We start from the raw sequence: 23,238 nt of genomic DNA on the forward strand, positions 1-23,238 counted from the left end.
AAGCAATCGGGAATAGATAACTAACGAAGGAGGGGTGCCGATGTATGAACAGGAGAAAACGATGCTGGCGGAAGCTGCCGTCAAGTATGTCAAGAACGGAATGGTGCTGGGTCTTGGGACAGGCTCGACGACGCGGAGTTTTATCGAGGTCTTAGGCAAATGGATCGAAGCCGGTGGACAGGTGCAAGGGGTAGCGACGTCAGATGAGACAGTGGAACAAGCCAACCGGTTGAACATTCCGCTTCTGTCACTTGAAGAAGCGACCCGGATTGATCTGATCATTGACGGAATCGATCAAATCGATCAGCAGTTCCGCGTTCTGAAGGGTGGCGGTGGTGCCTTGTTTCGGGAAAAAGTCGTCGCGCTGATGAGCCGGGAAGTGCTCTACTTAGCGGACGCCTCGAAGTTCGTCCATCACCTGACCGGCCCCTTACCGGTCGAAATCGATGCGTTTGCGAGACCGTATGTCGAACGTTTTTTGCAGGACAAACATGTCGACGCGGTATTGCGGGAACAGGACGGGAAACCGTTTGTGACGGACGGCGGACATCTGATTTTGGATGTCGACCTCAAGCAGGTCCAAGACGTCCATCATTTTGCCAAAGAACTGAAAAATTTGACCGGCGTGATTGAAACCGGTTATTTTGAGCGGCAACCGGACCATGTCCTGACAGTTGAACAAGGACAAGTCAAACGGCTGGCACATCCTGATTTACGCGATGGAGGCGGACTTGTCTAGTTCGTGTTTTAAAAGAAAGAAGGGAAAGCGATGCGGTTACGAAAACGGTATGTGTTCGGAGCAAGTATGCTGGCTGGAGCCGGTCTTCTCTTGTTGAAAAACAAGGACAAACGAACTTCGGATCCGTTAAAAGAGTATTTGACGCACTTGGATCAGGACTCAAGTCCAGATGCCGATAAAGATCCGGATGAAGTCGGATTGACAAAACTCGATTCGATTTACCGGGCGGAGTGGCAGGCGAACGGTTATCCGCGTTCGCGAAAAGAACTGGAAGATTTGGAAAAATGAAAAGCGCCGACAATCCAAGAGCGGATTGTTGGCGCTTTTTTTTAGTATGTAAGAGATCCGGCGATGATCAGACCAATCGAAATCGACAGAAACAGTAATAATAAACCGACAGCTTCATTATTGGCATCGATTTCTTTTGTCATACTGATTCGCGGGATGATCAAGTCTGCCAAATAGAACAGGACGATTTGGAAGACGATGGCGAGTGCACCCCATAAGACCATATCGAGGATGCTGATTGAGTTCGTGATACTGGAGTAGAGGACGATCGCAAGACCAAGGATGCGTCCGCCGAATGCATAAACGGCTGCTTTTTTTCCTTGACGGATCAGCTCCATCTCTTTTGATTTGGTCGTCACTTCAAACAGGACGACGCCGATGGCAAGTAAAAGTGTAGCCACTCCGATATACGCAAGTGTTGAGACGAACAGTTCACTGAAGCCCATCTTAATTCCTCCTTAGGAATGATTGGATTTGTTTCGTTCTTTTCGTTGTTGCCAGGCAACGTACCCTTCGAGCATCGCTCCGACTAAAATCCCGGCGGAGACATACAGGTAAAAATTATCTCCGATGAAGCCGAAGAGCAGTCCGAGCAGCAGACCGATGATAATGTAAGGTCCTTTTGTTAATTTCATGATGAATCACCTTCCTCATCATCAAACGTAGCCGATTTTTCCGGATTCGTCCATCCCTAATCGACAGGATGAGTCACAGCGACTTCGAGTTCACGTGTAAAAAGTGTCACCCGGTTGCGCCCATTTTGTTTGGAATGATAAAGTGCGACGTCCGCATCCGTCACAAGTTGCTGAATCTGTGATGTTGATTTCGGGAAATGTGCGACTCCGAACGAAGCTGTCAACGGCAGTTGCGTCCCATTCGACAATTGAAACGGAGACGTCGCAATCCGTTCCCGCAACTGTTCCGCCAACGCCAGAACTTTTACATCCGTCAACTGTTCGACGAGAACGGAAAACTCCTCGCCGCCATTGCGGGAGATGAACCCGGCATCCGTCACTCCGTCCCGCAAACGGGAGGCGAATTGACGCAGGACCTCGTCGCCGGCTTCATGACCGAACGTATCATTAACATGTTTGAAGTGATCGATATCAACCGTTATCAAGGCCACTTCATGTTGCTGTAAAATCGTTTGTTGCTTTAAATCGTCAAAATGGTCCGTAAAAGCACGGAAATTATGTAAGCCGGTCAAAAAATCACGTTGCGCCGTTTGTTGCCATGTTCGCATCGACTGCTTTGTCAAGCGGATATCACGAGTGATGACGAGCGCAAGCCAACTGCTGATGAATGAAGCAGGGAGGACGACGCTAAGTATGTCCATGATGAGTTTAGAATCAGCTAAGACATATATCAAGACGATCCCGTGCAGGACAGTCGCGTACACCGTGACAAGCGTAAAGGTTCGCTTGGAATAGATCGGCAACCACTTGACGAGCAGCGACGTCCCGACAGCAATCAAGGTGATGAACAGTGCCGCGGCATAAGCTGAACTGTTCAGGCTGATGCTGAAGCGGTAGAGGATGATGACGATCGTCACGATCGCCGTCGGTAACGGACCGGCAAAATAAGCGGCAACGATGACAGGAATGTGCCGCAGATCGACTAAAACACCGGGAACGGGCTCAATCGTCAGTTGCATCAGCATCCAGGATAAAAGACTCAAACTGATTCCGTACAAAATGCGGACCGAGCGTTTGGAGTCGACGGTAATCGGATGAGGTGACAGTTTTCCAAGGAGATAAAAACCGCTCATCAATAAAGTCAGGTTATGGAGAAGATCATAAAGAATGGTTTTCAAATTCAGGCACCTTGCTTTCGTATAACAAATCATTCTACCGTTAGAATACGCTATTGACATCAAATAGTCCTTCATCTGCCGAAAAGATTTCCGAAAAAGACATCAAAAAGAAAATGTGTCTATAATGTGAAGTTATAGAACCTATAAGCTGTACTTATAGGTTTAAGGTTTTTGATTGACCATTCATGTATTCAATTGTTAAATGATGAAGAAGCAATTGAAAGCGCTTACTAAAATTTAAAGGGGATTCACCATGGAACTGATTATCATTCTTCTTGCCTTATCTTTATTAATGTTCGTAGCGTACCGTGGTTTTTCAGTCATCTTATTTGCTCCGATCTGTGCTTTGTTCGCCGTCTTACTGACGAACCCGGATTGGGTCTTACCGTTCTTCTCGAACATCTTCATGGAAAAAATGGTCGGCTTCATTAAAGCCTACTTCCCAGTCTTCTTACTCGGAGCCATTTTCGGGAAAGTCGTCGAAATGTCAGGAATCGCTGAATCGATCGCGAAGTCGATCATTCGGATGATCGGAGCGAAACGGGCGATTCTCGCCATCGTGTTGCTCGGCGCGATCTTGACGTACAGCGGTGTCAGCCTGTTCGTCGTCGTCTTCGCCGTCTATCCGTTCGCAGCAAACCTGTTCCGCGAAGCGAATATCCCAAAACGATTGATTCCGGGAACGATTGCCCTCGGTGCATTTACGTTTACGATGGACGCCTTGCCGGGGACACCGCAAATCCAGAACGTCATTCCGACGACATTCTTTAAAACAGATATCTATGCGGCACCAATCATGGGATCAATCGGCGGCTTGATCATCCTGACGGTCGGGATGTTCTATCTTGAATCCCGTAAACGGAAAGCCCATCAAGAAGGGGAAGGCTACGCCGGCTTTGAAGCGACGGCAGCGAGCAGTGCGCCGCAGATGGAATTGAAAAATGAACCGGAACTGACGCTCGAGACGGCACAACAACCGGTTTACCGCCAAGTCCTGGCCTTTGTGCCGTTGATTTTAGTCGCTGTCATGAACAAATACTTTACGCTCGCAATTCCGGCATGGTATCCGGAAGGATTTGATTTCGCAGCAATTGGTCTCGAAGCGTTCGGGAAAATCGAGACGCCGGCCGTCCTTGCCATCTGGTCCGTCCAAATGGCCTTGATCATCGGAATCATTTCCGCGATGCTGTATGACTTCAAAAAAGTCCGGACGAATTTCCAGGCCGGACTGAACCTCAGCATCGGCGGTGCCTTACTCGCCGTCATGAATACGGGTGCCGAGTACGGATTCGGCGGCGTCATCGCCGCCTTACCGGGCTTCAAGACGGTCTCGAACGGGATTTCATCGACGTTCACCGATCCGCTCGTCAACGGCGCGGTCACGACGACGGCCCTTGCCGGGGTGACCGGTTCTGCGTCCGGCGGAATGGGCATCGCGCTCAGTGCGATGTCGGATAAATATACACAAGCGATTACGTCTGGCGGCGTCCCACCGGAAGTCATGCACCGGGTCATCTCGATGGCGTCCGGCGGCATGGATACGTTACCGCATAACGGAGCCGTCATCACGTTGCTTGCCGTCACCGGCTTGACGCACCGTCAGTCGTACCGTGACATCTTTATGATTACGGTTTTAAAGACAGTGACGGTCTTCCTGATGATCGGACTGTACAATTTGACAGGTCTGTATTAAGTGAGTGGGTTTAAAAAAAAGGGGGAAATGAACGATGCAACAGGGGAAAATCTACGATTCATTTACAGAAGCGACAGCTGATATTTTTGACGGGGCGACACTCGTCGTCGGCGGATTCGGTTTATGCGGGATTCCGGAAAAATCGATTGCGGCTCTGCAGGAACAAGGGGTCAAGGATTTAACGGTCGTCAGCAACAACTGTGGTGTCGATGACTTCGGGCTCGGTATCTTATTGCAATCACGCCAGATTAAAAAAATGGTCTCGTCGTACGTCGGAGAAAACAAGACGTTTGAGCAACAGTACTTAAGCGGTGAGATTGAAGTCGATCTCGTACCGCAGGGGACACTGGCCGAACGAATCCGGGCCGGTGGAGCGGGAATCCCCGGCTTTTACACGCCGACCGGTGTCGGAACACCGATCGCGGAAGGCAAGGAACAAAAAGAGTTCGACGGGAAAACCTATCTGCTCGAAGAAGGAATCATCGGAGACTTTGCGCTCGTCAAAGCCTGGAAAGCGGACAAGCTCGGTAATCTCGTCTTCCGGAAGACATCACGGAACTTTAATCCGCTTGTCGCGACAGCCGGGAAAGTGACGATTGTCGAAGTCGAGGAACTGGTCGAAGTAGGTGAACTCGATCCGAACGAGATCCATACACCGGCCGTTTACGTCCAGCGCATCATCGTCGGGACGGACTACGAAAAACGCATCGAACGCCGGACAGTCCGGGAAGCATAAGGGGGAGACACTATGGTAACGTCAAGAGAAATCATTATCAACCGCGCGCTGCAGGAAATCGAGGACGGCATGTACGTCAATCTCGGAATCGGGATTCCGACACTGATTGCCAATGCGATTCCGGATGATCGGCATGTCATGCTGCAATCGGAAAACGGGTTGCTCGGGATTGGACCGTATCCGCTCGAACATGAAGTCGACGCCGACGAAATCAATGCCGGCAAAGAGACGGTTACGGCACAAAAAGGCGCGTCCTATTTCGACAGTGCCGAATCGTTTGCGATGATCCGCGGCGGTCACATTGATCTCGCGATTCTTGGCGGAATGGAAGTCGCCGAAAACGGGGACCTCGCAAACTGGATGATTCCCGGCAAGATGGTCAAGGGAATGGGCGGGGCAATGGATCTCGTCAACGGCGCGAAACGGGTCGTCATCATCATGGAACACGTCAATAAATACGGCGAGTCAAAGGTTAAGACACGTTGTACGTTACCATTAACCGGCAGTCAAGTCGTCAACCGGTTGATCACGGACAAAGCCGTCTTTGATTTCACGGAAACCGGGATGGTCTTGATTGAGACATTAGACGGATTGACCGTCGAAGACATCCGCAACGTGACGGAAGCAGCCTTTACCGTCAGTCCGGAACTTGAACGCATCAGCATAGGGGAGTGAGTCAGATGGTCAACGGAGATATCGTCCTCGTGACGGGAGCAGGAAGCGGGATCGGACTGGAAATCTCAAAAGCCTTCGCAGAGGCAGGAGCAAAGGTCGTCATTACGGACGTCAACACGGAAGCAGCTGAAACAGCAGCGAAGTCGTTACAGGAAGCGGGACATGATGTCATCGGACTGACGCTGAACGTGACGGATGAAGCACAGGTTCAGTCGGTTTTTGCCGAGACGATCAAGCGGTACGGTCGACTTGATGTCCTGATCAACAATGCCGGTTTACAGCACGTCTCACCAATCGAAGACTTCCCGACAGAGAAGTTCGAACTGATGATTAAAATCATGCTGACGGCTCCGTTCATGGCGATTAAACATGCGTTTCCACTCATGAAGGAGCAAGGATACGGCCGGATCATCAACATGGCATCGATTAACGGCTTGATCGGCTTTGCCGGAAAAGCGGCCTATAACTCGGCCAAACACGGTCTGCTCGGTCTGACGAAAGTCGCGGCACTCGAAGGGGCCGAACACGGCATCACCGTCAACGCGTTATGCCCGGGTTACGTCGATACACCTCTCGTCCGCAATCAGATGGCGGATCTTTCGAAGACGCGCCAGGTCGAACTGGAAAAAGTCCTCGAAGATGTCATCTATCCGCTCGTTCCGCAAAAACGGTTGCTTGAAGTCGAGGAAATCGCGGATTATGCGCTATTCCTTGCGAGCCGTAAAGCAAAAGGGATTACGGGTCAGGCCAACGTCTTAGACGGCGGTTATACGATTCAATAAGGGGGAAATCAGCATGAGTGAGCAAGTCGTCATCGTCAGTGCGACACGAACGGCAATCGGCAGTTTTAACGGCAGTCTAAAGGACGTTCCGGCAACGAAGCTTGGAGCAACGGTTATCCGGGCAGCACTTGAACAAGCAAATGTGGCACCAGATCTCGTCGAGGAAGTCATTATGGGTAATGTCCTGCAGGCAGGACTCGGACAAAACCCGGCCCGTCAGTCAAGTCTCCTCGCCGGACTGCCGGAAACGGTTCCGGCCATGACGATCAACAAAGTCTGCGGTTCCGGGCTGAAGGCAATTCATCTTGCTTTCCAAGCGATCAAATCCGGTGAGGCCGACATCATCGTCGCCGGCGGGATGGAAAACATGAGTCAGGCACCGTACGTGTTAAGCGGTGCCCGGACCGGCTTACGGATGGGAGACCAGCCGTTGGTCGATACGATCATCAAAGACGGTTTAGAGTGTGCTTTTAACGATTATCATATGGGCATTACGGCAGAAAACCTGGCCGAGCAGTACACGATTTCCCGCGAAGCACAGGATCAGTTTGCAGCAGCCAGTCAACAAAAAGCCGGACAGGCCATCGAAGCAAACCGGTTCCAGACGGAAATCACACCGGTCGAAATTCCGCAGCGTAAAGGCGATCCAATTATGTTTGTGGAAGATGAGTTCCCGCGTGCCGGAACGACAGCGGAATCACTTGCCCGCTTGCGTCCGGCCTTCAAAAAAGGCGGTACAGTGACAGCCGGTAATGCATCCGGCATCAATGACGGAGCGGCAGCAGTCGTCGTCATGTCGGCGCGAAAGGCAAAAGAACTCGGGCTGACACCACTCGTCGAGATCGTTGCGAACGGTACGTCCGGTGTCGATCCGAGCATCATGGGGATCGGTCCCGTCAAAGCGGTCAGCCAGGCGTTGCATAAAGCCGGTCTTGAACTGGACGCCATCGACGTCATCGAGGCGAACGAAGCGTTTGCGGCGCAATCACTTGCCGTGGATGCGGAACTCCGGTTTGATCCGGCGAAGCTAAACCGTAACGGCGGAGCAATTGCCCTCGGTCACCCGATCGGCGCGAGCGGAACACGGATCATGGTTACCCTGATTCATGAGATGTTGCGGACCGGCGAAAGCCATGGTCTGGCGACACTCTGCATCGGCGGCGGTCAAGGAATTGCGACGATCGTCAAGAAGTACGAAGAGTAATTAAAATCGCTTCATCAAAATCTGGACTTCGGTTCAGATTTTTGTTGTTAAAATGGTTTACTTAATTAATAAAATGACGCGGGAAAGAAAAGAAGCAAACGACATGACAAAAAGAGACAGCTTGCGGTAAAATGAAACACGTTGTAAGGGAGGGTGTCAGATGATTTCATTACAGAATGTCAGTAAAGCTTTTTCCGGACAACCGGTCATCCAGTCCGTCGCCCTCTCGATTGAACAGGGCGAGATTCATGGCATCATCGGTGCGAGCGGTGCCGGGAAATCGACGTTACTCCGGCTGATGAATCTGCTCGAACGACCGGATACCGGTCGAATCGAATTTGACGGGATGGATTTAACGAATCTGTCGAACCGACAGCTGCGGCAGACCCGTCAAAATATCGGCATGATTTTTCAGGACTTTAATCTCGTCGGAAACAAGACGGTCGAACAAAACATCGCCGTTTCGCTTGAACTGTCCGGTGTCAAAAAGCGCGAGCGGACAAACCGGATTGAGGAGTGTCTCCGATTTGTCGGACTGGAGTCCTTTGCCCGAAAGTATCCGTCCGAACTGAGCGGAGGACAAAAGCAGCGTGTTGCGATTGCCCGGGCGCTTGCGAACCGCCCGCGCGTTTTGCTGTGTGATGAGCCGACGTCTTCACTTGATCCGAGTACGACGTCAGAAATCTTACGTGTCCTGCAGAATATCAATCAGACGCTCGGCGTGACGATCGTCCTCGTCAGCCATGAGATGAACGTGATTCAGAGCATCTGCAACCGGGTCACGATCATGGCAGACGGGCAGATTGAAACGACGATTGCGACCGAGCCGGCGGGAATCACGGAAATTACAAGTGATGCCGGTTGGTTCCTGACCCAATTGACAGAGCGGAGGGATCCACATGCCTGACATCGTGCTCGAATATGCGGCGGAAATCAGACTGGCGATCGGACAAACGTTCGTGATGGTCGGAATCTCGATTCTCGCGGCTCTTCTTCTCGGTTTACCGCTCGGGACCTGGCTTTATCTGTCACGTAAAGGACAGTTGCTGTCGAACCAGTTCGTCTTTTCGATTCTGAATTTATTTGTCAATACAATCCGGTCGTTTCCGTTTTTATTGCTCGTCGTCTTCCTGATTCCGTTTACACGGCTCATCATCGGGACGGCGATCGGAACAGCAGCAGCGACCGTCCCGCTTGCGGTCATTGCAATCGCCCATTATTCACGGCTCGTCGAACAGTCGTTGCTTGAAGTGCCGAAAGGTGTCATCGAGGCGGCCGTCTCGATGGGAGCTTCGACACGCGAAGTCGTCCTGAAGTTTTTATTCGTTGAAGCCCGGTCCGGCCTTGTGCTGGGTCTGACGACGTCAATCGTCAGCTTCATTTCCTATTCGACGATCATGGGGGTTGTCGGGGGCGGAGGCATCGGTGACTTTGCCGTCCGGTACGGCTACCAACAATTTCAGACGGAATTAATGCTCTATATGATTTTGATTATGGTCATCCTGGTGCAACTGATTCAGTTTGCCGGGACGACCGCAGCACGCTTGCTCGATAAACGTTAACTGAAAGTAGGAATTCAAGATGAAAAAAATCATGGCAGTACTCAGTGTTGTTGTATTGGCGTTAGCCGGATGCGGCAACGCCGAGAAAAAAGACGAACAGGAATCGGCGTCAAAAACCGAGACATTAAAAGTCGCGTCACTGATCAAACCGATGACGGAAATTCTCGACCTCGTTAAACCGGAACTGAAAAAAGAAGGCATTAACCTGGAAGTCGTTGTTCTCAGTGACAACGTGCAACCGAACAGTGCCCTCGCAGCGAAGGAAGTTGATGCGAACTTCTTCCAGCACGTACCGTACATGGAAGAGTTCAACCGCAACAACAAAGCCAATCTGGTACCAATCAAGCCGATTTACTTCGCAAACTATGGTCTGTACTCAAAAGACTACAAAAAGATGGACCAGTTGCCAAAAGGCGCTGTCATTGCCGTCGCAAATGACGTCTCGAACATCGACCGGTCGCTCGCTCTGCTCGCACAGCATGATGCGATCAAGTTGAAAAAGAAAACCGGTCCGTACTACACGATGAAAGACATCACAGAAAACAAACGCGACTTTAAATTTAAGGAAGTGGATTTGCTGATGCTCGCCCGCCTTTATGATGATGCGGATGCGGTCATCATGACGCCGGCCTATGCTTCACCGCTCGGTCTGACTCCGAAGAAAGATGCCCTTGTCACGGAAGGCGTCGAAAATGACTTTGCGATCACGCTTGTTGCCCGGAAGGACAATCAGGATTCAGAAGCGATTCAGAAGCTTGCGAAAGCAATGACAAGTCCGAAAGTCAAAAAATTCCTCGAAGACAATTATGACGAAACGGCGATTCCGGCCTTTAAATGAGTGTTCAGATGAAAAAATCAAAACCACGGCTCGCCTGTCTGCTTTAGACACACGCGATCCGTGGTTTTTGTCATCAGTTTATTGGAATGTTGTTTAACGGATGGTCAACTTCTTCGCATAACCGGTTTTCTCCAAAATATCAGTTGTCGGCATCTCGGTCCATTTGGCGACGGGAAGATCCGGATTTTTCTGAAGGAAGTCCGTCATGATCATATAGCCGAGCGTATATTGGGCAAGTGGCGGGATGTCTTTGTCATAGTTGCCGTATCGTAAATCGTATGCATCGACGTTATAGTTGTTGATCTGTGTCAACAGATTTTCGAGCGTATGATCGAGTAACGGTTCTGTCGCTTCCGATTTCCCTTTTGGATAAACCTGTGCAGCAAACATGTCGGCTTCACCTTCTAACATGATGCCATTGAACATCGAGTCGTGCGTGTTGCTTTTAAAAGCAACGGTATGGTGGTACTCATGGGCGACAGCATTGGCAAGTGTATCTGTTGAAAAACCTTTAGCCAGGTAGAGCGTGAACATATCAGTTCCTGAGGCAAAACCGGTGACTCCGCCATGGCGCTTTATCTCGGCCGGATTATGGACATTGTAAGGTGCGACAAAGACCGTCAGCTTATCGGTTCGAGGCAATGCATCAATCGAAGTCTGAAGACTTTTTTTAATCTGTTGCTGAATGGCATCCTGATGTTTTTTCAAGTAGACAATCGTTTTGTTCAGCTCTTCTGCATTGTCGGTCGGGATATCTAAAATCCGCCGGTCTGTATATGTATCTGTCAGTTTTTCTTTTTCGATCCATTTGTGTTTCGTAGCCAACACATGTTTCTCGAACAGGGCCCCATTCTCGGTCGGCTCTTTTAATGTCGCATCGACATACGACTGATAGGCATCGTACAGCGGAATGATTTGAATCGTCTGATGATCTTGTTTGAAGGTCAATTTCTGCGGTTCGGCCTTTTCAGCTTCCGGCGCATCGGTACAGCCTGCAAGCAGACTGGTCAAGGTAGCGGCAAGTAAAAGTCGTTTCATCCAGGTTCCTCCTTTGTCTAAAAAACCATAATTATCCATACGTAAAGTAATTGGTAAAAGTTTCATGATTTCCTCCTAGTCAGATGAACTTATGTTACCGATTACAAAAGAACAACCCCAAAATGGCAATATTTCGCTATTGAAGGATACGAGAACGTTTTCAGCTAAATTTTCAGAATATTCACCAGATAAACTCCTAGCATGAGGTCACAAACCTATGTTATCCTTTCGGACGAAGTACCTGATTTTGCTCGAGTCAACGAATCAGGTCGTAATTTAATAGTGGAGGTTTCTTATGTCTAAAACAGTTCCAACATCCTTTATCGTCGTCATCGGTATGATGCTGTTTGCCTTGTTTTTCGGGGCCGGAAATTTGATTTTTCCACCGATGCTCGGACAAATGGCAGGTGAGAACGTCTGGATTGCCAACGCCGGATTCCTGGTCACAGGCGTCGGGTTGCCGTTGCTTGCCATCTTGGCATTTGCTTATTCCGGTGAACCGGACTTACGGGCGATGGCGTCACGGGTCCATCCGATCTTTGGTCTTGTCTTTGCGATCATCTTGTACTTGGCAATCGGTCCGTTTTTTGCGATTCCGCGTGCCGGAACCGTTTCGTACGAGATTGGTATCAAACCTTTCTTCGGAGAAGGGGCATCGTCGACACCATTACTGATTTTTTCGATTCTGTTTTATACGGTCGCGTGTCTGTTATCATTGAATCCGACAAAAATCGTCGATGTCGTCGGCAAAATCCTGACACCGATTAAGATCACGTTTATCGGCTTATTGATTCTCGTTGCCGTGATTAAACCGATCGGAAGTTTTCAGAATCCTTTGACGACATATCAGCACAATGCCTTTTTTAACGGCTTCCAGGAAGGCTATTTGACGCTTGATGCCCTCGGAGCGTTTGTGTTCGGAATCATCATCATTTCGGCGATTAAAGACCAAGGGGTCACGTCGAAAAAACAATTGCTCGTCATTTGTTCGAAAGCCGCTTTGATTGCAGCAAGTTTACTGGCCGTCACGTATTCAGCGCTTGCCTTCATGGGCGCATCGAGCATCTCAAAAATCGGTCCATTGACGAACGGAGCGGAAATTCTGTCGGCGGTGTCCGATTATTACTTCGGCTCATACGGTTCGATTTTACTTGGATTGATGATCACGGTCGCGTGTCTGACGACGAGTGTCGGACTGATTACCGCCTGTGCGTCGTTCTTCTCACTGTTGTTGCCGCGGATTTCGTATGTCAAATGGACGATTGGTCTGTCGATCTTCAGTGCACTTGTCGCCAATATCGGACTGACACAGTTGATCGCAATCTCCAAACCGGTTCTGTTGACACTGTATCCGTTAGCGATCTGTCTGATTTTCCTGACGTTCTTACATAACGTCTTTAAAGGAAAACCGGCTGTCTATCAAGGGGCGATGTGGATGACCTTTGCCGTCAGTCTGTTTGACGGACTGAAGGTGGCGAAAGCACCGGTCGAACCGGTCTTGCGTGTCTTTGAAAACGTGTTGCCGTTCTTTTCCGTCGGACTCGGTTGGGTCGTTCCGGCGATTATCGGGGCTGTCCTCGGCGGATTGTTCGGTCGGAAAAAAGCATACCGGACGGAACAGTCACGGGTTGCTTAAATTCAGTTGGTCTGGAAAGAAGCCGTTTCGATTTCGAATCGAAACGGTTTTTTGCGTTTAACGAACAGACCGAAAAGGAATGGCTTAAAATGTAAGCCATTGTTGAGACTGTCGTTGAAGAAAGAAAGGATGTTGAACATGTCAGAACGTGTTTTCATTAGTCCGGCGAAGTATGTCCAAGGGAAAAATGTCATTGATCGGCTCGGTACATATGTGAGTCCGATTGGAGACGTGGCCCTAGTGATCGCCGATGATGTCGTTTGGAAAATCGTCGAGGAACGTGTCCATGCTTCATTTTCAGCAGAAGGAATCAAAATTGAAAAAGCAGATTTCAGCGGTGAAGCCTCAAAACATGAGGTCGAACGGATTGCCGCACAAGCCAAGGATGCCGGCGTGAAATTCGTCATGGGGGTCGGGGGCGGGAAGACGCTTGATACGGCAAAAGCCGTTTCGGACGAGTTCCATCTGCCGGTCGTCATCGTACCGACGATCGCTTCGACCGATGCGCCGACAAGTGCACTGTCCGTCATCTATTCGGATGAGGGAATCTTTGAGAGTTACCGTTTTTATAACAAAAATCCGGATCTTGTTTTGGTCGATACAAAATTGATCTCGGAAGCACCGGCGCGGTTCTTTGCCTCGGGGATTGCCGATGCACTGGCGACATGGGTCGAAGTCCGGAGTGTCATTGCCTTCGGTGGAACGACGATGGCCGGAGGACGGCCGACGATTGCGGCAGAAGCGATTGCGAAACGCTGTGAGGAAGTCCTTTTTGAACACGGACGACTTGCGTATGAATCAGTCCAGGCAAAGGTCGTCACACCGGCCCTTGAAGCCGTCGTCGAAGCCAATACGTTGCTGAGCGGTCTTGGTTTTGAAAGTGGAGGACTGGCAGCAGCGCACGCCATTCATAACGGATTCACAGCACTTGACGGAGACATCCACCATTTGACGCACGGGGAAAAGGTCGCGTTCGGGACGCTCGTCCAGTTAGCGCTCGAAGAACACCCGCAGGAAGAAATCGAACGGTACATTGCATTCTATATGGATCTCGGACTGCCGGTCACGCTGGAAGACGTCAAACTGAAAGATGCTTCACGTGAAGATATCTTAAAAGTCGGTGAGGCAGCGACTGCAGAAGGTGAGACGATTCACAGCGGCTTTGATGTGACGGCGGATGAAGTGGCGGATGCCATCATTGCCGCCGACCGTTATTCAAAAGCCTATCAGGCGAAAGTAAAGAACTGACGAAACGTGGCACGAATGATAAGCAAAAAGGCGATTCTCCCGATTGAAGGGAAATCGCCTTTTTGGTTTAAGAACGGTTCTTGTTAATGCACATGCTTCTGTTCCCCATGACAGTACAGCTGATTCTCATGCTCGTGCTGAGCGGTCTCGACCTGAATCGTGGCATGGGTGATACCGACATGTTTTAAGTCATGGTCCAGTTGTTCCCGGATCGACTCCGATTCACGGACCGTCATGTCGTCTTTCACGACGACGTGGCAGGATAACGCATTGTAACCGCTCGTAATCGACCAAATGTGAAGATCGTGCAGACCGAGAATTGCTTCATTCGTCTGAATGGTCGAGACGACCTGTTCGATATCGACATCGCTCGGTGTGCCTTCCATCAGGACATGGACCGCGGCCTTCGTCACGTAATAGCCGCTGCGCAGAACGAGAATTGCGACGATGATACTGGCGAGCGGATCCGCAATTCCCCAGCCGAAGAACAGGATCAACAGGGCGGCAATGATGGCGCCGATGGATCCGAGCATGTCACTTAAGACATGCAGGTACGCACCGCGCATGTTCAGATTGTCTTCATGTCCGCCGCCGCGCGTCATGATCCAGGCAACGAGTAAGTTCACAAGAAGCCCGAGTGTACTGATGATTAACATCCCGGTCGTTGCGACAGCCGGAGGATCAACAAACCGCTGGACGGCTTCGACAAAGATATAAAGCGAAATGCCGATCAGGGCAACACCGTTAAAGATCGCCGCGAGAATTTCGAACCGCTTTGAGCCGAACGTCTTATTCGCATCCGGTTTCTGGTTTGAGAAGTGAAAGGCAGCGAGCGCAATCGCAAGTGAAATCGAGTCACTCAGCATATGTCCGGCGTCCGATAACAAAGCGAGACTGTTCGTCCAAAATCCGCCAATCACCTCGACGATCATAAACAGCGTGATGATAACGAATGACAGAAGTAAAACTTTTTTATTATCCGTGTGATGATGATGATGATGGTGATCATGGTCATGTGCCATAACGGTCCCTCCTGTTACATTCAAATGTCTGTTTGAATTATAAAATACAAAACGTCTGTGGTCAATCGACGTATGGTTCATTTCCCACGGATGGAAGAGATTGAAACGCAACTGCCCGAGCCTTAAATCGATGTATGGAATATCTGTAGAGACAAACACCCCCTCACTTCATAAGAAATGAGGGAGTGATCAAATCGTTATAAGTAGTTCAAGGGATTGACGCTGCTTGCCGCCGATGTCGCACTGTAGACGTATGTTCCGCGATGCAGTTCAAAATGAAGATGCGTTCCGAACGCATTTCCTGTTTGACCGACCGTACCGAGAAGCTGTCCTTTTGAGACCGATTGTCCGACTGAGACCGATCGGCTGTTCATGTGGGCATAGAGACTCGTGAAGGAAGCGCCGTCAATCGAATGCTTGACCATGACATAATTGCCGTACGCACCTTTTAATTGAGAAGTGATGACTTTCCCGGCTGCCGTTGCATAAACCGGTGTGCCTTTCGGGGCACCGTAATCGATTCCGTTATGGAACGTATAGCCGTAGACACCGCTTGCTTGACCATATCCTTGCGTGATCGGTCCACTGGTCGGCGTGATGAAATCGTTTGAGGCTTTGGTTGCCCCACCCGAATTGGTTAAGCTCGTGACCGTATATTTTTTAACATAATCGGCATGGACAAATCGTTTGTTGCCATTATATAAGAATTTAATCCAGTCTCCCGTCCGACCGAGGTAACGGAAGGTTTGTCCGCTGTTGACGATCCCGACCTGAGAACTGCTTGTGGACGAACTGCTTCTGACGCGGAGATTATCGACCATGATTTTGATTTTATATGATGTCGTGACAGAGTACTTTTTGACATATGTAGAAGAGACGTAGACTTTACGTGATCCGTACATAATTTTTGTCCAATTTCCGGTCCGGCCTAAGTATTTGTATGTATCGCCTTTATCAAGACCGGTGATGATCCCGTATGTTGTAGCAGGACCGGTCCGTGCCCGTAATCCGTCGTTCATGACTTTGACCTTATAAAACGTTGCCGCATCTGCTTTTGGTACGGCATATGTCGAGAAACCGGCGACGGCGATAGCGGATACCGTCAGCGTAGTAAGTAATTTTTTCAAATCAGTAAATCCTCCTTTGAATCTGTCGGACTGAATCCGTATGTGGGTGGAGCAATATGTAAGGTTGTTCTATGATTTCTTAGATGAGTGTACCATTAGTAAAAATGTTTAAATATTACAATATTATTTCTATAATGTTTCGATATTTTATATTATAGAGAACAGAAAATCTATTTTACCTTAATTTAGGAATTTTAATTCTTATTGATTTTTCTGTAAAAGTCAGATTTTTATTGATTAGACAACGATTTTTAAAAAGTGTCAGGAAATCAGAACAATCAGTATGTTATGATGAATTTTCCAATAATTAGAATGAATTTATTTCAGAGGACTTATTTTCAAAAAGGTTTAAAAAAACGGACAACCGAAAACGGCTGTCCGAAATGATTATAAGACGTTGAGCGGATTGATCGTGTTGACGGCTGAAGTTCCGCTGTAAATGTAACCGCCGCGGTGCAGTTCGAAGTGAAGGTGTGAACCGGTTGAGTTTCCGGTGCTGCCGACATTTCCGATTTTTGAGCCTTTTGCGACTGATTGACCGGTGTAGACGGAACGTTTGCTGAGATGAGCATAAACACTTGTGTAGGTTGAACCGTTCACTTTATGTTTCATCATGACATAGTTGCCGTAGGCGCCTTGATAGCCTGATTTAATGACTCTGCCGGAAGCAGTCGCACGGACCGTTTTCCCTGTGGCTGCTGCGATGTCGATGCCGTTATGGAACGTATATCCGTAGCGGCCGCTCGCTTTTCCGTATCCTTGAGAAATGCGTCCGCTTGTCGGACGGAGGAAACCTGTCGAGTGGGAAGCTTTTTTGGCTGTTGCCTTTTTCCCGATGCTGTATCGTTTTACATAACTGGAATAGACGTACCGTTTTTTACCGCCGTACGAAATTTTTGTCCACTTGCCTTTTTTACCATAGTATTTAAAAGTTTTTCCGGCATTGACACCGCCGACGATTTTATATTTTGTGGAAGGACCGGTCCGGACACGTAATCCATCGGCCATGACTTTGACTTTGTAAGAAGAAGAGCTTGCAGCCTCGACCTTACCTGTACCCGTGCTAGCAAATCCTGAAACGACGAGTGCGCTCATCGTGACGGTTGTTAAAATACGTTTCATGTAGTAGTTCCTCCTGATGTGAAAACAATTGACGGTCGATGAGTTGTGACAGATCGCATCTGTCTATAAGTTGTAGGCTGTATATGAATACTGCGTCGAAGTAGTGAATTTGATAAACCGAGTATAGCATCGAGTGTTTTGAAAATAATATTTCAGTTTGATTGCTTAAATATAGGTAATTAATATGTATTGTAATATATCGATAGGAATGATTCTGAAATACCGTCATACCAGGGAAAATTTTATTACAGGGTATGAGTTTTATGACATAATCCGGAATATGTGAAAATGTGATAAAGTATGGGTCGATAGCGAATTGGAGGAGAAGATGAAGATGGATATCAAGTTTACAGTAGGGCAACAACGCTTTAACCACCGGGCAGCGGCAGTCATTATCAAAGACGGACATCTGTTGATTCATCGGAATGTCCGGGATGAGTTTTGGGCATTGCCGGGCGGAAGGATTCAATTGATGGAGAACGGGGAGGCGGCTATCGTCCGGGAAATCAAAGAAGAACTCGGATTAAAGGCCGAGGTCACACGCTTTTTATCCGTTCATGAAAACTTTTTTACATATGAAGACGTATCTTTTCATGAAGTCGGCTTTTATTATGAAGTAACTATTTTGGGTGATATGGCGGTCACGACCGAAGAATTTTTCGGAGTGGAAGGCGAAGAATTGATTTATCGATATGTTCCAATCGAACAATTAGAGACAGTGAAGCTGTATCCTGAAAAATTGATGAAAATGATTCAGTCTGGTGAATGGTCGCCATTATTTTCAAATGAAGAATGACTGTGTTACGTTTCTTCTCCTCATATAGAAGAAACGAACTAAAAAAAACGATAATTTTTATCGTTTTTTTTTCGTTAGACGTTTATTGATATATGGCAAGGGAATGTTAATGAAGGTAGTCATTAAATAGTGAAAAGGGGTTGGGTCATATGCGCGAAGAAGAATTGGAGCAGATGCATCAACAAGCACGGGGACAAACACAGGATCAGCAACCGGGAATCGAAGCGGAAATGCATCCTGAACCGGTGTACGACGACCCGGAATACGTCGGATCAGGTAAGTTGAAAGGCAAAGTGGCGTTGATAACGGGCGGAGACAGCGGCATTGGGCGTGCCGTCGCGATTGCTTATGCCAAAGAGGGCGCAAATGTCGCCATCGTTTACTTGAATGAAGGACAGGATGCGGAAAAAACAAAACAGCTGATTGAAGGGTACGGTGTCAAAGCGTTGGCATTTGCGAAAGATGTCAGTCAACCGGAGAATGCCCAACCGATCATTGATCAGGTTATTCAAGAATTTGGTCAATTGAATATCCTGGTCAACAATGCCGGAAAACAGTTCCCACAAGACGATTTCTTGGCGATTACACCAGATCAGTTAAAAGAGACGTTCGAAACGAATCTCTTTTCGATGTTCTATCTGACGCAGGCTGCGTTACCGCATTTGAACAAGGAAGATTCAATCATCAATACATCGTCCGTCACGGCGTATCGCGGGGCACCATCACTAATCGATTACTCGGCGACCAAAGGGGCGATCACGACGTTGACCCGTTCGCTGGCATCAAACCTGATTGAAAAAGGAATCCGTGTCAACGCGGTCGCACCCGGACCGATTTGGACGCCGCTCATCCCAGCGACGTTCTCAAAAGAAAAAGTCGAAGCACACGGGGAAGACACACCGATGAAACGACGCGGACAACCGTCTGAAAACGCACCGGCATACGTTTATCTGGCGTCACGCGACTCAAGTTACGTCACCGGTCAGACGATTCATATCAACGGCGGCGATTTCATCACATCATAAGGAGGAAATAATCATGAAGAAAAATCCGAATGAAGTTCCAGAACACGAACCGAATCAACAACCGGACGAAATTCCGACGACACCTCCGTCAGAAATTCCGGAGACGCCGCAGGAAGATCCGATCCGTCAACCGGAGCCGGACACGTTCCCGGAACCAACGGAAATTCCGGATACACCGCAAGAGGATCCGACGCCTTATTAAACCAAACGGAACACGTTGGCTGGCATTTGAGACAAGGTAGCGTGGAACGGTTCAGTACTTACGGGGAGGTACAGATATGGGAAACAAAAAAGAAGAACAGTTGAAGGCGCATCAAATTGATCATACGAAAAAGGCGGGGTTGACGACAAACCAAGGGTTGAAAATTGCGGAGGACGAATTTTCGCTGAAAGCGGGATTACGGGGACCGACCTTGATGGAAGACTTCCATTTCAGAGAAAAGATGACGCATTTTGATCATGAACGCATCCCGGAACGGATCGTCCATGCACGGGGTGTCGGTGCCCACGGCGAATTTCAGGTATATGAATCGCTTAATGAACTGACGAAAGCCGACTTTTTAAAGGATCCTTCAAAAACAACACCTGTTTTTGTTCGTTTCTCTACGGTCCAAGGATCACGTGGGTCCGGTGATACGGTTCGCGATGTCCGTGGTTTTGCAACGAAATTTTATACGGATGAAGGAAACTATGATCTTGTAGGGAATAATATCCCGGTTTTCTTCATCCAGGATGCCATTAAATTTCCCGACCTCGTCCACGCGGTCAAACCGGAACCGCATACAGAAGTCCCACAAGGCGCGAGTGCCCACGATACATTTTGGGATTTTGTCGGGCAAAATCACGAAACAGCACACATGGTGATGTGGGCGATGAGTGACCGTGGCATTCCGCGCAGCTTGCGGATGATGGAAGGATTTGGGGTGCATACATTCCGTCTCGTCAATGCTGAGGGAAAAGCCCATTTCGTAAAGTTTCACTGGAAACCGAAATTGGGTGTACATTCGCTCGTTTGGGACGAAGCACAAAAAGCACTCGGGAAAAACGGGGATTTCCACCGGGTTGATTTGTACGAGGCAATCAATAAAGGGGACTTCCCGGAATGGGAACTCGGTTTACAGCTGATTGCAGAAGAGGATGAATTCAAGTTTGATTTTGATATCCTGGATCCTACGAAGTTATGGCCGGAAGAAGACATTCCGGTTCGCCTTGTCGGAAAGATGACACTTAATCGCAACGTCGATAATTTTTTTGCCGAAACTGAACAAGTGGCATTCCATCCTGGACACATCGTACCGGGAATTGATTTTTCAAATGATCCGCTTCTGCAAGGCCGTTTGTTTTCCTATACCGACACGCAGCTTTCGCGTCTTGGCGGACCAAACTTCCATCAAATCCCGATCAACAAACCGGTTTGTCCGTTCCACAATAACCAACGGGACGGCATGCATCAGATGAACATCGACCGGGGACAGACAAGTTATCATAAAAATGCTCTTAACGATAATCAGCCTGCGCCGGTACCGGTTGAACAGGGCGGCTTTGAACATTATCAGGAAAAGGTCGATGGACATAAAGTCCGGGGACGGAGTGAGAGTTTCCTTGATTTTTATTCGCAAGCGAAACTTTTTTATAACAGTATGACTGAAGTGGAAAAACAGCATATTCAAGAAGCATGCAGTTTTGAACTCGGTAAGTGTGAAGCCGATCTCGTGAAAGTCAATGCCGTCGATTTGTTGAACCGTATCGATCATAAGTTGGCGACGGTTGTGGCAGCGAACATTGGCATTGAACCACCGACGGAGGATCTCGGTGTCCAGTCCGATCGTCGTTCCGAGGCTCTGAGTATGGCAGACACGATCCGGAAACCCGATACCCGGAGTGTCGCTATATTGCTTGCCGGAGACATTGAAGCGAATCAAGTCACATCCTGGGTGGAACAATTCGCCAGCCAAGGTATCAATTACAGTCTCGTCGCGAAGCGCGCTCAGACCATCGGGAGTTTAAAAATCAAGGAAACGTATGATACGGTGGATTCCAGTTTGTTTGATGCTGCCTTTTTAGTCAGCACGGCATCTGAAATTGAGGATACGGTCCTTGAATTTATTGAAAACACTTATAAACATTACAAACCCCTTGCACTTCATGTGCATGACAAACAAGCACTTGAAAAATGCCGTGTTAAACGCGACCAACCCGGTGTTTTTGAAATTGTTGAAGACGACTCGGATCATGTCGGGCACTTCATCAAGGGAATTGCCCAAGCTCGTTTTTGGGATCGTCAATAAAAATCTTGTGACACCTTCCTTATCTAAACAGGAAGGTGTTTTTTCGTCGTAATATGACCGGAAAAAGTGTCCGCTCAACTTATTAAGATGATTCAAGTGACACAACTACCGCTTGGAGAAGTCGTCACGAAAGCGGAAACCATCCAAATTAATACTGTATCAAAAAAGAATACGAAGTGAAGAAACTCGATTGGGCAGGTGATGTACTTTGTGTGTCCGGGACCGGATATAAATAGTCAAAAGTTTCTTAAAATCGCCGGACAAAGTCGCGGGCGCGAAATGATTGACCGTAATTCAACACTGAATGCAAACATAGATGTGGGAAAACCGGGTGAATGTAGTTGCTTTCGGACTGCACTAACTGATTCGTCAATCTGTTGCTGTTCCCGATGAATACGGAACCAGTGACTGGTGCGATGGTTAGGTTATGAATAGACCAATGATTTTCTTTATATGGATAATTTTATTTTATTATTCTTATAAATGGGAACCAAGCCCTTTCTGGATGCGTAGTCTAACTATACGAAAGGGGAGGTTCATATGGACGTTGTTTTAGGGTTACTTGCTGCAGGCGGAATGTTTTGGTTTTTCTTCAGTTATCTGTTAGGATTTCGGAAGAAAAACATCTCGATGACTTTTGATGATCGGTTCTATACACTAGATGAGCACGTGAAAGCAATCGAGCAGAAGCTGAAGCAAGACGGGAAATTGGTCGAATACTTAGGGAACCGCCGCTTTTTAGTAAACGGGAAACGATATTTGTTCATTGAGCGAACGGTTCCGATGTCAGGTATTCCAATGCAACAAACAATTCTTGAATATCAAAAATAAGTTAAATGAATTCAAAATACCGCCTCCGTCATGAGTGCGGTATTTTAGTATGCTTTTCATTAATGGCATCAGCGTTGATTTTATAAACTATAGGAAAGGTTGACAACAGCTTGGATAAATATTCTCCGCAAGAATTCGGTGCGAAAAATATAGCGTTTATAGATCAAATGATGGTGGAACGTTTTCATGCCATTTCCGTCGATAAAAACGACGAAAAAATTGCGAGAGTGATGGAGGACCCATTCTTACCTTCGTCTGATACGATTTGCGGCGTGTATTGCATTTATAGAAAATCCGTATTAGATGTATTAAACGGCAACATAGCATTTTTCAGCAGTTATGAATTTGAAGCGGCATGTTCTTCAGACAAACTAATAACAGAGGAATATGTGGAGGATGTATTGGATTTTGCAACAGTGGTGATCATTGCTTCGGAAGACAAAAAATATATGTCCCACTACTTCATTGGTGGAAATTCTAAAAAACTCAACTGTATATTAAATGTGTGTTCAGGAGTTACGAAAATTGCGAATAAAAAAAATTTTAGTCATACCATTAAGCGTTTTAAAGAAGACGTTAGTGTCGTTGAAAACATGGATTATTTGAAAAATATACTGAACGAAATAGTGTAAGGAAAGAGAGAAGGTGCTGATCAAAGTGCACTTTCTCTCTTTCTGTTTGCGCAACCTTCAAAAGAGTATTGATATGAGAAATTTAATCGTGGACTTAAAATATTTTAAAAATGCAAATGTTTTAAGTAAATGAAGCAGCAAAA

General features: G+C 47.9%; 24 protein-coding genes and 2 pseudogenes. 19 read left to right on the forward strand and 7 right to left on the reverse strand.

The window, feature by feature from the left end; genetic code table 11:
- The first annotated feature begins 40 nt into the window (after positions 1-40).
- Complete coding sequence (gene rpiA, locus KNP91_RS02545; protein WP_114596136.1) at positions 41-739, forward strand: ribose-5-phosphate isomerase RpiA; 699 nt, start codon at positions 41-43, stop codon at positions 737-739.
- A 30-nt stretch (positions 740-769) separates the two neighbouring features.
- Positions 770-1,027: a hypothetical protein gene (locus KNP91_RS02550; protein ID WP_114596135.1), complete on the forward strand. Its 258-nt coding sequence runs from the start codon at positions 770-772 to the stop codon at positions 1,025-1,027.
- A gap of 41 nt (positions 1,028-1,068) precedes the next feature.
- Here KNP91_RS02550 and KNP91_RS02555 read toward each other — a convergent pair whose 3' ends face one another.
- The 3 genes from KNP91_RS02555 to KNP91_RS02565 are packed head-to-tail and all read right to left on the reverse strand — an operon-like array spanning position 1,069 to position 2,840.
- Positions 1,069-1,473 (reverse strand): DUF350 domain-containing protein, encoded by a 405-nt coding sequence (locus KNP91_RS02555; RefSeq protein ID WP_214848454.1) that lies wholly within the window; start codon positions 1,471-1,473, stop codon positions 1,069-1,071.
- Between the two features lie 12 nt (positions 1,474-1,485).
- Positions 1,486-1,662, reverse strand: a complete 177-nt coding sequence (locus KNP91_RS02560) for a hypothetical protein (protein WP_165871658.1) — start codon at positions 1,660-1,662, stop codon at positions 1,486-1,488.
- Positions 1,663-1,718: 56 nt separating this feature from the next.
- Positions 1,719-2,840, reverse strand: a complete 1,122-nt coding sequence (locus tag KNP91_RS02565; RefSeq protein WP_214848457.1) for a GGDEF domain-containing protein — start codon at positions 2,838-2,840, stop codon at positions 1,719-1,721.
- Between the two features lie 253 nt (positions 2,841-3,093).
- On the opposite strand from KNP91_RS02565, the pseudogene KNP91_RS15890 reads away from it, so the two are divergent.
- The 9 genes and pseudogenes from KNP91_RS15890 to KNP91_RS02605 all read left to right on the forward strand — a co-directional run.
- A pseudogene (locus KNP91_RS15890) lies at positions 3,094-3,739 on the forward strand (GntP family permease); the annotation flags it as partial.
- An 86-nt stretch (positions 3,740-3,825) separates the two neighbouring features.
- Positions 3,826-4,533 (forward strand): annotated as a pseudogene (locus tag KNP91_RS15895) (GntP family permease); the annotation flags it as partial.
- A gap of 34 nt (positions 4,534-4,567) precedes the next feature.
- The gene (locus tag KNP91_RS02575) at positions 4,568-5,269 is read left to right on the forward strand and encodes a CoA transferase subunit A (protein ID WP_214848458.1); all 702 of its coding nucleotides are present in this window, start codon (positions 4,568-4,570) and stop codon (positions 5,267-5,269) included.
- 12 nt (positions 5,270-5,281) lie between these two features.
- The gene (locus KNP91_RS02580) at positions 5,282-5,944 is read left to right on the forward strand and encodes a 3-oxoacid CoA-transferase subunit B (RefSeq protein WP_214765089.1); all 663 of its coding nucleotides are present in this window, start codon (positions 5,282-5,284) and stop codon (positions 5,942-5,944) included.
- A gap of 5 nt (positions 5,945-5,949) precedes the next feature.
- Positions 5,950-6,726: a 3-hydroxybutyrate dehydrogenase gene (locus tag KNP91_RS02585; protein ID WP_214765087.1), complete on the forward strand. Its 777-nt coding sequence runs from the start codon at positions 5,950-5,952 to the stop codon at positions 6,724-6,726.
- 13 nt (positions 6,727-6,739) lie between these two features.
- Complete coding sequence (locus KNP91_RS02590) at positions 6,740-7,930, forward strand: acetyl-CoA C-acetyltransferase (RefSeq protein WP_214848459.1); 1,191 nt, start codon at positions 6,740-6,742, stop codon at positions 7,928-7,930.
- 160 nt (positions 7,931-8,090) lie between these two features.
- The gene (locus KNP91_RS02595) at positions 8,091-8,837 is read left to right on the forward strand and encodes a methionine ABC transporter ATP-binding protein (protein ID WP_214765083.1); all 747 of its coding nucleotides are present in this window, start codon (positions 8,091-8,093) and stop codon (positions 8,835-8,837) included.
- A complete protein-coding gene (locus KNP91_RS02600; RefSeq protein ID WP_214765076.1) occupies positions 8,830-9,492 on the forward strand; it encodes a methionine ABC transporter permease in 663 nt (220 codons plus the stop codon). Before KNP91_RS02595 ends, KNP91_RS02600 begins: the two co-directional genes overlap by 8 nt.
- Positions 9,493-9,511: 19 nt before the next feature.
- Complete coding sequence (locus KNP91_RS02605) at positions 9,512-10,330, forward strand: MetQ/NlpA family ABC transporter substrate-binding protein (protein WP_012370078.1); 819 nt, start codon at positions 9,512-9,514, stop codon at positions 10,328-10,330.
- A 93-nt stretch (positions 10,331-10,423) separates the two neighbouring features.
- Here the strand turns inward: KNP91_RS02605 and KNP91_RS02610 are convergent, their stop codons facing one another.
- Positions 10,424-11,368, reverse strand: coding sequence for a DUF2268 domain-containing putative Zn-dependent protease (locus KNP91_RS02610; protein ID WP_214848460.1), 945 nt, complete (start codon positions 11,366-11,368; stop codon positions 10,424-10,426).
- A gap of 295 nt (positions 11,369-11,663) precedes the next feature.
- Here KNP91_RS02610 and brnQ point away from each other — a divergent pair, with 295 nt between their 5' ends.
- Together brnQ and KNP91_RS02620 are read left to right on the forward strand one after the other, a co-directional pair.
- Positions 11,664-13,004: a branched-chain amino acid transport system II carrier protein gene (gene brnQ, locus KNP91_RS02615; RefSeq protein ID WP_214765072.1), complete on the forward strand. Its 1,341-nt coding sequence runs from the start codon at positions 11,664-11,666 to the stop codon at positions 13,002-13,004.
- Between the two features lie 138 nt (positions 13,005-13,142).
- On the forward strand, positions 13,143-14,252 hold the full coding sequence (locus KNP91_RS02620) for a glycerol dehydrogenase (RefSeq protein ID WP_214765070.1): 1,110 nt from the start codon (positions 13,143-13,145) through the stop codon (positions 14,250-14,252).
- 83 nt (positions 14,253-14,335) lie between these two features.
- On the opposite strand, the gene KNP91_RS02625 is transcribed toward KNP91_RS02620, so the two are convergent.
- The 3 genes from KNP91_RS02625 to KNP91_RS02635 form a co-directional block, all read right to left on the reverse strand.
- Positions 14,336-15,274, reverse strand: coding sequence for a cation diffusion facilitator family transporter (locus KNP91_RS02625; protein WP_214765068.1), 939 nt, complete (start codon positions 15,272-15,274; stop codon positions 14,336-14,338).
- Positions 15,275-15,471: 197 nt separating this feature from the next.
- Complete coding sequence (locus KNP91_RS02630; protein WP_214765066.1) at positions 15,472-16,401, reverse strand: peptidoglycan DD-metalloendopeptidase family protein; 930 nt, start codon at positions 16,399-16,401, stop codon at positions 15,472-15,474.
- Between the two features lie 387 nt (positions 16,402-16,788).
- Complete coding sequence (locus tag KNP91_RS02635; protein WP_214848461.1) at positions 16,789-17,523, reverse strand: peptidoglycan DD-metalloendopeptidase family protein; 735 nt, start codon at positions 17,521-17,523, stop codon at positions 16,789-16,791.
- Between the two features lie 334 nt (positions 17,524-17,857).
- Between KNP91_RS02635 and KNP91_RS02640 the strand changes: the two genes are divergently transcribed.
- The 6 genes from KNP91_RS02640 to KNP91_RS02665 all read left to right on the forward strand — a co-directional run bounded on the left by KNP91_RS02640 (position 17,858) and on the right by KNP91_RS02665 (position 23,095).
- On the forward strand, positions 17,858-18,319 hold the full coding sequence (locus tag KNP91_RS02640; protein ID WP_251135840.1) for an NUDIX hydrolase: 462 nt from the start codon (positions 17,858-17,860) through the stop codon (positions 18,317-18,319).
- Positions 18,320-18,468: 149 nt separating this feature from the next.
- Positions 18,469-19,344, forward strand: coding sequence for an SDR family oxidoreductase (locus KNP91_RS02645; protein ID WP_214765062.1), 876 nt, complete (start codon positions 18,469-18,471; stop codon positions 19,342-19,344).
- Positions 19,345-19,357: 13 nt separating this feature from the next.
- Positions 19,358-19,546, forward strand: coding sequence for a hypothetical protein (locus KNP91_RS02650; protein ID WP_028106573.1), 189 nt, complete (start codon positions 19,358-19,360; stop codon positions 19,544-19,546).
- Positions 19,547-19,622: 76 nt separating this feature from the next.
- Positions 19,623-21,632 carry a catalase gene (locus tag KNP91_RS02655; protein ID WP_214765060.1) on the forward strand — a complete coding sequence of 670 codons (2,010 nt, stop codon included), beginning with the start codon at positions 19,623-19,625 and terminating at the stop codon, positions 21,630-21,632.
- A gap of 540 nt (positions 21,633-22,172) precedes the next feature.
- On the forward strand, positions 22,173-22,463 hold the full coding sequence (locus tag KNP91_RS02660; protein WP_214765058.1) for a hypothetical protein: 291 nt from the start codon (positions 22,173-22,175) through the stop codon (positions 22,461-22,463).
- Positions 22,464-22,573: 110 nt separating this feature from the next.
- Complete coding sequence (locus KNP91_RS02665; protein ID WP_214848462.1) at positions 22,574-23,095, forward strand: hypothetical protein; 522 nt, start codon at positions 22,574-22,576, stop codon at positions 23,093-23,095.
- Positions 23,096-23,238 lie beyond the last annotated feature (143 nt).

It is taken from the genome of Exiguobacterium sp. s138 (genome assembly GCF_018618775.1).
Classification (GTDB): domain Bacteria; phylum Bacillota; class Bacilli; order Exiguobacteriales; family Exiguobacteriaceae; genus Exiguobacterium_A; species Exiguobacterium_A artemiae.